We start from the raw sequence: 13,657 nt of genomic DNA on the forward strand, positions 1-13,657 counted from the left end.
GTGGTGGATCGAGGGCCGGTCAACGGCCCACGGCGCGGCTCGTGATCGAAGCCGACGGAGGAGAAACACCGTCGGATGCCGGGGGGTTGCATCGCCGCGGGGCCGAGGGAGCGACGGCTTCCGCCGGAGAATTGCGGAGCAATATTCCGGGTGAGGGGCCCGTTCGGCGGCAAGTAGCGTCGCCCGCGGCCGTCGCTCGCTGCGCCGGAACCGGCACACAGCTTCTCGACGACGGCCAGAGAGGCCATGTGATGACAGACAGCAGAGGCGGGATGGAACGGCGACGTTTCCTTTACGGGGGCGCCTCCGTTGGAGGAGGAATGCTGCTCGGCGGCACGGCCGGTACCGCGGCCGCCGCCACGACGCGCGACGCGGAGGCCGCCACGACGCGTGCCGCGGCGGCGCGGGACGGCGTCGCGATCACACCCGGCGACCGGAACTACGCGGATGTGGTCAGAGGCTGGAACCAGCGGTACATAGGCAAGCCCGAGAAGGTCCATCTGGTCACCACGACCGACCAGGTGGTGGCCGCCACCCAGCAGGCGGTGAAGGAGGGCAAGCGCCTCTCGGTCCGCAGCGGCGGGCACTGCTTCGAGGACTTCGTCTATCACCCGGACGCGAAGGTCGTGGTCGACCTGTCCGAGATGCGCCGGGTCGACTTCGACACCGAGCGCAACGCGTTCATGGTCGAGTCGGGCTGTCAGCTGCTCGACGTCTACGAGGGGCTCTACCGCCGCTGGGGCGTCGTCATCCCGGCGGGCATCTGCCACCAGGTCGGCGCGGGCGGCCATGTCAGCGGCGGCGGCTGGGGAATGCTGTGCCGCCTGCTGGGCCTTGTCGTGGACCATCTGTACGCGGTCGAGGTGGTCGTCGTCGACGCTTCGGGCACCGCCCGGGCGGTCGTCGCCACCCGGGAGGAGTCGGACCCCAACCGCGACCTGTGGTGGGCGCACACCGGCGGGGGCGGCGGCAACTTCGGCATCGTCACGCGCTACTGGTTCCGCAGCCCCGGCGCCAAGGGCTCCGAGCCGTCCACCCTGCTCCCCCGCCCTCCGGCCGAGGTGCTCATCAACGCCGTTTCCTGGCCGTGGAGCTCGCTCTCCCGCAAGGACTTCGACACCCTGGTGAAGAACTACGGCGCCTGGCACGTCGCGCACAGCGCTCCGGGCGACCCGTACGCCGGGATGTGCAGCTACCTGGGGCTGAATCACAAGTCCAACGGCGCCATCGGGATGATCACCCAGATGGACGCCACCGTGCCGAACGCCGAGCAGCTGCTCGCGGACTTCGTGGCCGCCATCAGCAAGGGCGTGTCCGTCGCGCACGAGGCGGCCACCACCAGGACGGGTGAGCTCGCCGCCATGCCCGAGCTGGTGAAGCCGCGCCGCATGCCCTGGCTCCAGGCGACCCGCTACCTCGGCACCTCGACGCTGACCCTCAACGACCCGACGCTGAAGGGAGACTTCAAGTCCGCCTACATGCGGGCCAACTTCCCCGACACGCATCTTGACGCGCTCTACAAGCATCTGACCAGCGACGCCATCGACAACCCCACCGCATCGGTGCAGCTGAGCTCGTTCGGCGGCCAGGTCAACGCGATCGACGAGAAGGCGACGGCCTCTTCGCACCGCGGCTCGGCGTTCAAGATGTCGTGGATGCTGTACTGGACCGAGGCGGCCGACGAGGCCAAGTCCCTGGCCTGGATACGGGAGTGCTACCAGGAGGTCTACGCCGAGACCGGCGGCGTGCCGGTGCCGAACGAGATCACCGACGGTTGCTACGTCAACTACCCGGACATCGACCTCGGCGACCCGAAGTACAACACGTCGAAGGTCCCGTGGCACGACCTCTACTACAAGGGGAACTACCCGCGGCTGCAGGCGGTCAAGAAGAAGTACGACCCGCGGAACGTCTTCCGTCACAGCCAGTCGGTGAAGCTGCCCGACTGACCCGTACGAACCCGCGCGGACACCGCACCGGCTGCCGAATCCGGCGGCCGGTGCGGTGCTGTGGCATACCGGTCCGGATCCGCTCCCGGGCGCATCCCCGGCAGCCTTGGCCCGGGCTGTGCAACCATTGCGGAAGTGCCGGTGTTTCTGTAGCTGATGGACGATATGGCGGAGCAGCTGACCGAGCGCCTGGCGTCAGACCTGGATGACGGCTTCACAGAGCTGGTCCGGGTCCACGCCTCGGCGGTGCGTGCCTTTCTGTTCCGGGTCTCCGGTTCGGCCGCCGAGGCGGACGACCTGGGCCAGGACACCTTCTTACGCGCCTATTCGGCGCTGCAGACCTACTCACCGGAGCGTCGGCGCACGCTGAAACCCCGGGCATGGCTGATGACGATCGCGGCGAACGTCTGGCGCAATCATGTGCGTACCAGCGTCCGTCACCCGGTGTCGGCCACCCGTGCGGAGGACGCCGCCGGCAGCTGGCCGGACGAGAATCCGGGGCCGGAGGAGCGGGCGGCGATGTCCGCCGACCGGACGGTTCTGGTCAAGGCGCTCACCGAGCTGCCCGAGAAGCATCGCGTCGCGGTGGTGATGCGCCATGTCATAGGGATGAGTTACAGCGACATGGCCGAGGCGCAGGGATGCCCTGTGGGTACGGTCAAGGCACAAGTATCCAGAGGGATCGGCACGCTTCGTGAGATCTTGACACCCGAGGCGGCGGTGTTGGGGGAGGTGACCAGATGAACTACCGGAATGATGAGGAACAGCGGTCCGCGGAGGGACAGTTGGAGCACGCCTTGGCCGATCTCGCGGCCCCTGCCCCGGCAGACTTCGCCCTGAGGGTACTGCAGCGCGTAGGAATTCCGCGAGAGCGCTACGACACTTACAGCCATCTCGACAGCACGGCGGGCGGCCTCTATGTGGCCTACAGCCCGGACGCCGTGACCGGCTCGGCCATCGACACGATGGTGACCGGCTCGGAGGAATTCGAGCAGTTGCATCACGCCCGCACCGGCCGGACCGCCATCCGTGCCTCGGTGCCCTTTCCCGGGCTGCGCCCCGCCCTGCGCACGGGCCGGGCGAAGCGGCTGCCGATCGACCTGGGAAGCCTGACCGATATGGAGCGCGCCGTGCTCCACGCGGTCCGGTCCATCCCCTCCGGCCAGCTGCGGCCGATCACCTGGCTCGCGCGAGAGGCATCGCTGCCCTCCGCCACCAGGCCGATCATCGAGGCTCTGGCCAAGAATCCGGTGCCGCTGCTGATCCCCTGCCACCGCGTCACCTATGAGAGCGGCGCGCCGTGCGACGCCGCCTACGCGGAGCGCGTCGGGGATGCCCTGCGGGGCGCGGAGGGCATCGATATGCACCGGCTGGAGGAGCTGACCCAGCGCGGGGCCGTCTTCCTCGGCAGCGACACCACGCGGATCTACTGCCATCCGACCTGTGCGCACGCCCGCCGGATCACCCGGCCGCACCAGGTGCCGTTCCGCACCGCCGGGGCTGCCCGGCAGGCGGGCTACCGCGCCTGTAAGAGCTGTCGTCCCGCTACGGTCTGAGCCGTCCGGCGCGGAGAAGGAGGAAGATCCATGCAGTCCGAAGTCCGTGCCCCGGTCACGTCCGTGGCGCTCGCCGAGGAGCCGAGCCCGTGCGGTCGGCTCGTCCTCGCGGCCACGCATGACGCGCTGCTCGCCTGCGTGTACGACACCGCGGAGGCCGTGCGCCGTCGCGCCACCCGGGCGCTCGGCAGCGGGGTGGAGTTCCGCACGGAGACAGACGCCACATCCGGGCAGCTGGCCGTGCTGGCCGAGGCGCGCGCTCAGCTCGCCGCGTATCTGGCCGGGAATCTACGGTCGTTCTCCGTTCCCCTGTCCCTCTCCCTCGCCTCCGCGTTCACCGCGCAGACGGTGCTCGCGCTGGAGTCGTTCGTGCCCTACGGCAACACCGCCACCTACGGGGAGCTGGCCACCGCGCTGGGCCGCCCGCGCGCCGCGCGGGCGGTGGGGATGGCGCTCGGCTCCAATCCGCTGTGCGTCGTGCTGCCCTGCCACCGCATCGTCGGGGCGAAGGGTTCACTGACCGGATACGCCGGTGGAGTCTCCGCCAAGCGCTTCCTGCTCACGACGGAAGGGGCCGCCTGACCGGGAGTCTCGCGGTCGTCGGCCGCTTCCCCCACGCGCCGCTTCCCCCCGGATGCAACCTTTGGCGACTGTGCGGTGTTTTCCAGGGGACGGCGCATGAGGTCCTCTCGGGCGCCGAGCGGTGAAGCGGGAAGGGGAACCCGTCATGGCTGCATATGTGGACCCGGAGCCCGACTGGTGGGGCGCCGATCTACTGGGCGCACCACCGGGCAGCGCCCTCTGGGCCCAAGCCGGGCACGGCGTCACCTATCACACTCTGCGGACCCAAGTCGCCCACATGCGAAGGCTCTTCGACGCCTATGGGATCCGTTCCGGGCATACCGTCGCGCTGCAGGGCGCCCATAGCTTCAGCCAGCTCTGGGCTCTGTTCGCCCTGTGGTCCTGCGGCGCCCAGGTCATGCTCATGGGGCCGCATGTGCGCGGCAAGGAGCTGGGCCGCCAGCTGGACTGGTGCCGACCCCAGTTCCATGTCTCCTTCGACGCGCCGGGCCACGGCAAGGAGACCTTCCACGACGAGTGCGAGATCTTCGTCCGCCGCCTCCTCGGAGGCCGCCCCGCCGCCACCGATCACTGCCTGATCCAGTTCACCTCCGGGAGCACCGGGTTCGCCAAGGCCATCGGCCGCACAGCCGATTCGCTGCTGGCCGAGCTGGAGGGGTTCAAGACCGTCGGCGGAATGCCCGAGCCCGGGTCCCGGGTCCTGGTCCTCGGCCCGCTCGCGCACTCCTACAGTCTGGTCGGCGGCGTCCTGTACGCGACGAGCACCCGGAGCACGGTCCTGTTCGCTCCCCACTCGGGCCGCCGTACCGTGCTCCGTACGGCCATCCGGTCGGGCGCCGACTCCATCCTCGGGGCGCCCCAGCACTTCGCCGCTCTCACGCAGATCGACCGCCCGTTGCGGATACCCCGGCTACGGCTGGCGATCTCCGGCGGTGAGCGGATGGCCCACGGGGTGTACACCCGCTTCGCCGAGCGCCATGGGGTGCGGATCGGGCAGGCGTACGGCACCACGGAGACCGGCATCATCGCCACGGACCCCACCGGCTGGTACGGCCCCGACACCGTCGGGATGCCGGTGCCCGGTCTGGAAATGCGGCTGATCGACGGAGAGTTGCAGGTGCGCCTCGACCGCTCTCCGTATCTGCCGCAGGCGGGGCCTTCGGGCCGCTTCCTTCCCGATGGCGAGCACACCCGGGCCGGCTGGCTGCGGACCCGTGACCTGGTGGAGCAGGATCCGGCGAGCGGAGCACTGCGTGTCCTCGGCCGTTTCGACCCGCTTGCCGACCGGCGTGCGCTCACGCGCGGTCTCGACCAGATGTTGCTCGCCGACCGCACCCTGGTCCGGCACTTCGAGCGGAATGGGGACCCCGTGGGCTGACCGGCGCACTCCTCGGTTGCTTCCACACGACGCCACGCTTAACGGTGTGCAACCTCCCCGGAGCATACGGTGTTCATACTGTGTACAGCACATCGCCGATGCAGCCAGGGAGAACTTTTCGATGGTGTCCAGCTTATCCGGCAAGACCGTAGTCATCACGGGAGCCGGCAGCGGGATCGGGCGTGCCACGGCGCACGCTTTCGCTGATCACGGGGCAAATGTGCTGGCCGTGGGAAGGACGTCCGAAAAGCTCCAGGCCACCGCGGAGGGGCGGCCGTCCGTCAAACCGGCGGCGGTGGACATCAGTGAACCGGGCGCCCCTCAAGAGATCATCTCTCAGGCAGTGGCGGCCTTCGGCGGCATCGACATTCTGGTCAACAGCGCCAGCGTCTTCCGGCCGACCCACCTCGGCATGATCACTCCGTCGGAGTTCGATCAATTCATCGCCGTGAATCTCCGGGCCCCGCTGCTGATCACGCAGGCCGCGCTGCCCTTTCTGGAGCATTCAGAAGGAACCGTGGTGAACATCAGCGCGGCCATCGGCCAGCACGGCTGGCCGGGATTGTCCGTGTATGGCGCGACCAAGGCGGCGCTCGACTTCTTCACCCGTTCCTGGGCAAGCGAATTGGCTCACAGCTGCATCCGGGTGGTTTCCGTGGCGCCGGGACCGATCGAGACGCCGATCCTGGAGAACAACTCGCTTGACGATCAAGCAGTGATGACCATCCACCAGACCCAGGAGCGGATACCGGTGGGCCGGTTGGGCACGGCGGAGGAGATCGCATGGTGGATCCTGAACTTCACGGACCCGTTGGCGAGTTATGCGACGGGCGCCATCCTCGCCGTGGACGGCGGATACACCGTCGCCTAGAAAGACCTGATCTTGGGGCGCCCGGAGAACCGGCCGCATCCGGGCACGTCAGACACCGTTGACCGGGGAGGAGTTGAGAATGCTGAATTGCAGACGGCTTATCGTGTGGCCGGGCTCGATACCCAGCTCGGACACGAGCCCGACGCGCAGCCGGTGGAACACCTCGAGTGCCTGCGCCCGGCGCCCGGCCTTCTCCAGGGCGCGCATGTACTGGGAGTGCAGCCCCTCATGGTAGGGATACTCGGCGGTAAGAGCAGCGAGATCCGCGGTGACCTCCAAGTGGCGCCCGCTCCCGATCTTCGCTTCCGCCAGCGTCTCCAGGGCTCCCAGCCGGGATTCCTCGTACTGCCGCCGACGGGATTCCAGCATCCTTCCGACGACGACATCGGCGAACGCCGACCCGCGCCAGATCCCCAGGGCATCTCCCAGATGACTGACCCCGCCGGAAAGATCGCCATTCATCAGCGATCTGCGTCCGGAGTCGACCAGCTCTTGATACACGTGGTAGTCGAGTCTGGCGAACGACTCGGTGAACATGTAGCCCCCGGCATGGGTGGAGAGGGCATCTTCGATGATGACCTTGATAGGAAGCCGGGTGGCCTGGCTGAGAGCCTTCCGCGCCTGAAGTATGTAGGTCTGAACGACCCTCAGAGCACTGGCCGGAGGCCGCTCGTCCCATAACTCCCGGACAAGCGTGTGCAGTGACACCACTTGATCGGGATGAGCCACCAGCATCGCCAGCACAGTACGAGGCTTGGGGGCCAACGTCAGACTCCCGACCTCGCCATCATGATCGATACGCATCGTACCGAGAACCTGCATACCCTTCCCCCCTGAATTCCCCATCCAAGCTCCCCTGCCGTTGCATATAGCGCAATGCTTTTCAGAGGCCTGCATGGGCAGGCATTAATCTCTCTCCCTTTACCAAAGGACGGTACGACCGCCAAGTACATGTGTCAACTACGCGACCGATCATGAACACCGCGGCGCATTTTAGGATAAAAAACACCTGAATCGGTTTCCGGGTCCACGACGGCTCTCACCAGGCCGATTAACCTTACGAAGCAGCATTGGTGGGACGGAATCTACAGCATGAACTCCCGGACGCCGGGAGGTGAATCGAGTCAACGGGAACGAATCAGCCAAGAACGTTACCCGACATTGGTTCCCGGCGCGCCAGTAAAGGAAAAGTACCTATTCTACCTCTCCCTGATGTAGGGGAACCCTTAGGGATCCCTGCCATGCGATCCTCATGATCTTCATGTGACACAGCAGAGGAAATGGTGCGGCCGAACCTGGGGGGTTCTGGGGGATCTTGTTGATCCCCCAGAGCCGTTCCCCCCATGGGCAGTGCGGGTTTGTGGCCTCCGACACACCCCCCGCGCCATCCGGCCCCGGGGTCATCGATCGCCGGTAAACACGGAACAAATGGCGGGCGGTCTGGACTATTTCCGTTCCCACTGATCCGTCGCGGAGGCCCGCAGAATCGACGGCATCTTGTGCGTCACCCGGTCGGCCGGACGGTTCCTGACGCGCACCATAAGGCGGAAAACCGCGGATTCCTTCGTATGCGATAAAGCTCACAGAACGGAAGGAACACAGCGGCCGACAGATGACTCCCGTTCACTATTGAAGGGGGCGCGCGCCTGCCCTGATTGACGTGAAGAGGCAGGCTTCACTCGACGCCTGCGGACACCGCGTCGGTTATTCGGCGTCGGCTGCTGATCAATTCACGGGACTCGGCCGTCGAATTGATCCAGCACCAGGAACGACGGCAGCGCCGAGGGGCGCGACTTCGTCGGCAATCGCGGCAGCGGCCGGAATCCCGGCTACTCTCCGCTACCGTGCGATCAGCTCGTCGACTTGGGTGAGGTGGCGCTGCCGCGCTGGTCATAGGCGAGCCGCGACGCCAGGACCTCGTCCATATGGCGGACCGACCACTGCTTCAACGTCACCGTCAGTTCACTCAGCGTAGCGCCGAGTTCGGTGATCTCGTACTCGACCCGGGGCGGGATCTCGGGGTGAATGGTCCGGCGGACCAGGCCATCGCGTTCCAGCGCGCGAAGGGTCTGGGTGAGCATTTTCTCGCTCACGCCGTCCAATTTCCTGCGCAGCGCGGTGTATCGCTTGGTTCCGGACTCCGCCAGCTCGCCCAGGACAAGTACCGTCCACTTGTCGCCGATGCGGTCAAGGACCTCACGAGACGGGCAACCACCGGCATACGGGTCCCAGTCGGTCCCCGGCGCTTCCGTCATGGACTCACCCTCCACACCCCAACACCCTTGCTCTCGCCCGGCGAGCATACTGAGAGAGAGGAACTCTCCACAAGAAAGCGACCTGCCAGGAAGCAAGTGCTCATGAGCTGGTCACTCTCTTAAAGGGAGTTACCTCACTAAACAGTGGCCACTTCCCGGAGGGAAGCTTCCGGCAGAAAGATCTATTTCGGGGGTGGGGTGTTCGTCTACGCTGTCGCTCGCTCGAACGGTGAGAGACGGGGTGACGGGGAACATGTCCCGACCGGATCATGGTCGACCGGCGGTAGCACCCGTTGACGCGGGGCAGCAGGGGCAGCGGGGACAGCAGACGGGGTGGCCGACATCTCCGCCGCCACACCGCCCGTTGGGGGCCACCGATCCCTCCCGGACCGGCCCGTACCGGCTGGAGGCCGTTCTCGGCGCGGGCGGCATGGGCCGCGTCTACCTGGGACGTACGCCCGCCGACAGCCCGGTGGCGGTCAAGGTCGTGCACCGCGCATACGCGGACGACGCGTCGTTCCGTAAGCGTTTCGAACAGGAAGTGGCCGCGGCCCGGCGGGTCCAGGGGCTCTACACCGTGCCGGTCGTCGATGCGGACCTGGCGGCCGATGAACCCTGGCTGGCCACGGCTTATGTGCCCGGGCCGGCCCTGCAGCACGCGATCGCCGAGAGCGGGCCGTTGGCGACGGACGCGGCGCTGGCGCTCATCGCCAGGGTGGCCGAAGCCCTGCAGTCCATCCATGCCGCCGAGGTGATCCACCGCGACCTGAAGCCCTCCAACATCATCCTCACCGCCGAGGGGCCCAAGGTCATCGACTTCGGCATCGCCCGGGCCGCGGACGTCACCGCCGTGACCGCCACCGGGATGCGCACCGGGACTCCCGCCTACATGGCGCCCGAGTACATCAGGGGGCAGAGCGTCACCGAGGCCGGTGATGTGTTCGCCCTCGGAGTCGTCGCCCATTTCGCCGCCACCGGACGGCTCGCCTTCGGCGGCGGCACCGACCACGGCGTGGTCTACCGCATCCTGGAACACGATCCCGACCCCGGCGAGCCCATGGCTCCACCGGTCCTGGGCGTGCTGCCGTACTCCCCTGCCGCGGCCGCCTCGGGATTCCCCGCGCTGCTGGGCGGAGCCGGAGTCCTCGTCCTGGTCGTCGTCCTGATTTTCGTCCTCCTTCCCAGGACGAGTACACCCCGCCCGCCCCTCGCTACCGCTCGTACTAGCCCACGGCCTCCCTCACTCCCACCGGCAAGTCCAGGACGGCCCAGGGGATGGCGTTCAGCCCGGACGGCAAGACGCTCGCCACCACCGCCGACGCCGGACTGCTGCTGTGGAACGTGGCCACCCGTAAACCACGCGCCATCCTGGCGAGCGGCGAACAGGCGACAGGCGGCCCGATCCGGGAGGTGGCCTTCAGCCCGGACGGCCGGCTCATCGCGGGCAACGACACCAAGCACCGCACGGTGCGCCTGTGGAAGAACCCCGGGTCCGGCGCGGCTCGATGAGAAACGGCGGTGCGCCCGCCGGACGGCGCCTCAGCGCACCGTGAGGACCAGCTTGCCCGTGGTGCGGCCCGTCTCCCCCTGGATGTGGGCCCGCGCGCCTTCGGCGAGGGGGAAGGTGCCGGAGACGTGGGCGCGGAGCCTGCCCCGGTCGACCAGCTCGGCGATGGCGCGCATCCCGGCCCGGTCGTGCTCGACGAGCAGGTTCACGGCGCGGGCCTGTGCCTTCTCCGCCGCGGCCCGGGTGTCCTCGGCGCCCGGCAGCAGGGAGACGAGGACGCCGCCGGGGCGGAGCACACCCGCGGAGCGGGTGGCGGTCTCCCCGCCGAGGGCGTCAAGGACGACGTCGTAGCGCTCCCCGGTGTCGGTGAAGTCCTCGGAGCGGTGGTCGACGCAGACATCCGCGCCCAGCTCGCGCAGGAAGTCGTGCTTGGGGGCGCTCGCCGTCCCGGTGACGTGCGCGCCGCGCTCCTTGGCGATCTGTACGGCGAGATGGCCGACACCGCCGGCCGCGGCGTGGATCAGCACCCGCTGCCCGGACCGGAGGTCCGCGGTCTCGACAAGGGCCTGCCAGGCGGTGAGGGCGGCCAGCGGCAGCGCGGCCGCCTGGACGTGGTCGATCCCGGCGGGCTTCGCGGCGAACGCACGGGCGGGGCCGGTCACGTACTCGGCGTGGGAGCCTGCCCCGTACGGGTAGGGCAGCATGCCGAACACCTCGTCACCGGGTTGGAAGAGAGTGACGCCGAAGCCGGTCTCCACCACGGTGCCGGAGACGTCCCAACCGAGGGTCAGCGGCGGGGGCGGCAGGAAGATGCTCAGGGCGCGGTGCTTGAAGTCCGTGGGGTTGAGCCCGGCCGCGTGCACGGCGACGAGGATCTCCCCGGGGCCGGGCGCGGGCCGCGGAAGCTCGGTGAGCCGCAGCACCTCGGGGCCGCCGAGGGCCGTCTGATGCAGGGCGAGCATCACAGGGGCGGCGACTGGGGAATCGGGATTCTCAGGGGTGTCCGTCGAAGTCATGCCTCGATCCTCGCCGTACGGTCCGCCCGGGGCGATGGCAAGAAGGTCAGCCTCCGATACATTCTGGCCATGCCCACCGCCCCCGCCGCCCACCGCTCCCTCCCCGACCGCACCGCCGAACTGGACCGCCGGATGCGCCCGGACCCGCGGCCCGGCGCCCACAAGGTCGTCGTCCTCGCCCTCGACGGCGTCTATCCCTTCGAACTCGGCATCCCGCACCGGGTCCTGGGGTCCGCCGAAGGCCGCTACGAGGTGCTGTCCGCGAGCGTGGACGGGCAGCCCGTACGTACCGACGCGGATCTGACCGTCACCCCCGGGCACGGCCCCGAGGTGCTGGCCGAGGCGGACACCGTGGTCATCCCTCCGTACGCGATCTCCCGGGCCTCGGCCGCCGCCCCGGACCCGCGGGTCCTCGCCGCCCTGTCCCGCGTCCGCCCCGGCACCCGTCTGGTGTCCATCTGCACCGGCGCCTTCCTGCTGGCCGCCGCCGGTCTCCTGGACGGGCGCCGGGCCACCACCCACTGGGCGCTCGCCGAACACTTCCAGGAGCTGTTCCCCCGGGTCGAGCTCGACCCGGGGGTGCTCTTCGTGGACCACGGTGACGTGCTGACCTCCGCGGGGGCGGCGAGCGGTGTCGACGTCTGCCTGTACCTGGTGCGCCAGGACCACGGCAGCGAGGTGGCCAACCAGGTCGCCCGTTGCTGCGTCGTGCCGCCGTACCGGGACGGCGGGCAGGCGCAGTACATCGAGCGGCCGCTGCCGCCGACGAGCGGAACCGGCACCGGGCCGACCCGCGACTGGGCGCTGCAGCGGCTGGAACTGCCCCTGTCCCTGGGCGAGCTGGCCGAGCACGCGGCGATGAGCGCGCGTACCTTCGCCCGGCGCTTCCGGGAGGAGACCGGTCTGAGCCCCGGCCGCTGGCTGACCCAGCAGCGGCTGCGGCGGGCGCGGCACCTGCTGGAGTCCAGCGACCTGCCGGTGGAACGGGTCGCCCACGAGGTCGGCTTCGCCACCGCCACCTCGCTGCGGCGCCACCTGGCGGCGGAGGCGGGGGTCGCCCCGTCCGCGTACCGGCGCACGTTCCGCGCCTCGGGTCCGGTCCGGTAAAGACGTACGGCTCGTCTCACTCCACGTTGACGGTGATCGTCTTGGGGCGCTGGTACTCGGTGAGTGCCAGCACACTCATGTCCGTTCCGTGGCCGGATTCCTTGCGCCCGCCGTGCGGCAGCTCGGCGGTCTGTTCCAGGTGGCAGTTGACCCAGACCTCCCCGGCGTCCAGCCGGGTCGCCAGCCGCAGGACGGCGGAGGTGTCCCGGCCCCACACGCTGGCGGCGAGCGCGTGGGGCATGCCGTTCGCGGCCGCGACCAGCTCCTCCACCGACCCCACCGCCTGCACCGTCAGCACGGGACCGAAGACCTCTTCGACGACCGCGGGGTCGTCCTCGGGTACGTCGGCGAGGATCAGGCCCGGCCGCCAATAACCACCCGTCTCACCGTCGCCGGTGTCCACCAGGGCCTCCTGGCGGATACCGGCCGAGCTGGCGCCGACGATGCCGTCGAAGCGGCGTGCCTGGTCAGGGTTGTTCAGCGGCCCGAAGTCCCGCCCGGCCCGCAGGCGGCCCATCGCATCGGACAGCCCCTGCACGGTTTGGTCGTAGCATTCCCGCAGCGTCAGCACCCGTGCCGGAGACGCACAGCTCTGCCCCGCGTTGTACGTGGCCGCGGCGGTCAACCGCGCCCAGGTGTCCTCGGGGGCGTCCGGCAGCACCACCGCCGCGCAGTTTCCGCCCAGCTCCAGGCTGACCCGGCGCAGTCCGGCGCGCGCGACGACGTCGAGCCCGGCCGCACGGCTGCCGGTGAACGCGATCGCGTCCACCCCCTGGCACTCCACGAGCGACCGGCCCGTCTCCCGGTCTCCGGGCAAGGCGGTGAACACGTCCGGGCCGAGCGCTTCCCGGGCGTGCCGCGCGACGAGCAGCACGCTGTCCGCCGTCGTCTCGGCGGGCTTCACCACGACGGTGTTTCCCCCGGCGAGCGCGGGGGCGAACCGCCACACCGCCATCATCAGGGGGTAGTTCCACGGCACGATCGCCGCGACCACTCCGAGCGGTTCCCAGCGCACCCAGCTCTCCCGGCCCGGCAGCCGGTGTCCGCTCCCCGGGGTCAGGTCGCTCCGGATCGCTCCCGCGTAGAAGCGCACGAGATCGATGCACCCGGCGACCTCACCGACCGCCTCCGCCCGTGGCTTTCCCGTGCCCGCCTGCTCGGCCGCCACGTACTGTTCGGCGTTGTCCTCCATCAGGGATGCCAGGGCCAGCAGCCGGCGTGACCGCTCGCCGGTGGTCAGCCCGCTCCAACCGGGCTGTGCCGCCCGGGCGGCAGCCACCGCCGCCCTCACCGCCCGCTGGTCGGCGGGCGGTGGCGCGGTACGGGGGAGGCCGGTCCGGGGGTCGGTGAGCCCGGCTGGAGCGGCGGGGCCGACCGGGGATGACGTGGTGTCCATCGAGATGTTCGACATGGCCCCGCACTACCCAACGGATCGA

General features: G+C 69.2%; 11 protein-coding genes and 1 pseudogene. 8 read left to right on the forward strand and 4 right to left on the reverse strand.

Annotated features, from left to right (window positions below; genetic code table 11):
• The first annotated feature begins 320 nt into the window (after window positions 1-320).
• The 6 genes from ACZ59A_RS38800 (at window position 321) to ACZ59A_RS38825 (ending at window position 6,336) form a co-directional block, all read left to right on the forward strand.
• Window positions 321-1,949 (forward strand): FAD-binding oxidoreductase, encoded by a 1,629-nt coding sequence (locus ACZ59A_RS38800; RefSeq protein WP_470968920.1) that lies wholly within the window; start codon window positions 321-323, stop codon window positions 1,947-1,949.
• A gap of 156 nt (window positions 1,950-2,105) precedes the next feature.
• Window positions 2,106-2,693 (forward strand): RNA polymerase sigma factor, encoded by a 588-nt coding sequence (locus ACZ59A_RS38805; RefSeq protein ID WP_468048337.1) that lies wholly within the window; start codon window positions 2,106-2,108, stop codon window positions 2,691-2,693.
• Window positions 2,690-3,505 carry an MGMT family protein gene (locus ACZ59A_RS38810; RefSeq protein ID WP_470968923.1) on the forward strand — a complete coding sequence of 272 codons (816 nt, stop codon included), beginning with the start codon at window positions 2,690-2,692 and terminating at the stop codon, window positions 3,503-3,505. The genes ACZ59A_RS38805 and ACZ59A_RS38810 overlap by 4 nt, the downstream gene beginning before the upstream one ends.
• 30 nt (window positions 3,506-3,535) lie before the next feature.
• On the forward strand, window positions 3,536-4,087 hold the full coding sequence (locus ACZ59A_RS38815) for a methylated-DNA--[protein]-cysteine S-methyltransferase (protein WP_470968926.1): 552 nt from the start codon (window positions 3,536-3,538) through the stop codon (window positions 4,085-4,087).
• A gap of 145 nt (window positions 4,088-4,232) precedes the next feature.
• Window positions 4,233-5,465 carry a class I adenylate-forming enzyme family protein gene (locus ACZ59A_RS38820; protein ID WP_470968929.1) on the forward strand — a complete coding sequence of 411 codons (1,233 nt, stop codon included), beginning with the start codon at window positions 4,233-4,235 and terminating at the stop codon, window positions 5,463-5,465.
• A 121-nt stretch (window positions 5,466-5,586) separates the two neighbouring features.
• Window positions 5,587-6,336 (forward strand): SDR family NAD(P)-dependent oxidoreductase, encoded by a 750-nt coding sequence (locus ACZ59A_RS38825; RefSeq protein ID WP_470968932.1) that lies wholly within the window; start codon window positions 5,587-5,589, stop codon window positions 6,334-6,336.
• Window positions 6,337-6,384: 48 nt separating this feature from the next.
• Here ACZ59A_RS38825 and ACZ59A_RS38830 read toward each other — a convergent pair whose 3' ends face one another.
• Together ACZ59A_RS38830 and ACZ59A_RS38835 are read right to left on the reverse strand one after the other, a co-directional pair.
• A complete protein-coding gene (locus ACZ59A_RS38830) occupies window positions 6,385-7,233 on the reverse strand; it encodes an AfsR/SARP family transcriptional regulator (RefSeq protein ID WP_470968934.1) in 849 nt (282 codons plus the stop codon).
• 953 nt (window positions 7,234-8,186) lie between these two features.
• A complete protein-coding gene (locus ACZ59A_RS38835) occupies window positions 8,187-8,591 on the reverse strand; it encodes a winged helix-turn-helix transcriptional regulator (protein ID WP_470968937.1) in 405 nt (134 codons plus the stop codon).
• 253 nt (window positions 8,592-8,844) lie between these two features.
• On the opposite strand from ACZ59A_RS38835, the pseudogene ACZ59A_RS38840 reads away from it, so the two are divergent.
• Window positions 8,845-10,070 (forward strand): annotated as a pseudogene (locus ACZ59A_RS38840) (WD40 repeat domain-containing serine/threonine protein kinase); the annotation flags it as partial.
• A gap of 60 nt (window positions 10,071-10,130) precedes the next feature.
• Here ACZ59A_RS38840 and ACZ59A_RS38845 read toward each other — a convergent pair.
• On the reverse strand, window positions 10,131-11,114 hold the full coding sequence (locus ACZ59A_RS38845; protein WP_470968940.1) for an NADP-dependent oxidoreductase: 984 nt from the start codon (window positions 11,112-11,114) through the stop codon (window positions 10,131-10,133).
• Window positions 11,115-11,183: 69 nt separating this feature from the next.
• Between ACZ59A_RS38845 and ACZ59A_RS38850 the strand changes: the two genes are divergently transcribed.
• The gene (locus tag ACZ59A_RS38850; protein WP_470968941.1) at window positions 11,184-12,221 is read left to right on the forward strand and encodes a GlxA family transcriptional regulator; all 1,038 of its coding nucleotides are present in this window, start codon (window positions 11,184-11,186) and stop codon (window positions 12,219-12,221) included.
• A gap of 16 nt (window positions 12,222-12,237) precedes the next feature.
• Here the strand turns inward: ACZ59A_RS38850 and ACZ59A_RS38855 are convergent, their stop codons facing one another.
• Window positions 12,238-13,632 (reverse strand): aldehyde dehydrogenase family protein, encoded by a 1,395-nt coding sequence (locus ACZ59A_RS38855; RefSeq protein WP_470968943.1) that lies wholly within the window; start codon window positions 13,630-13,632, stop codon window positions 12,238-12,240.
• Window positions 13,633-13,657: the final 25 nt, after the last annotated feature.

Source organism: Streptomyces sp. NPDC040405 (genome assembly GCF_055595765.1).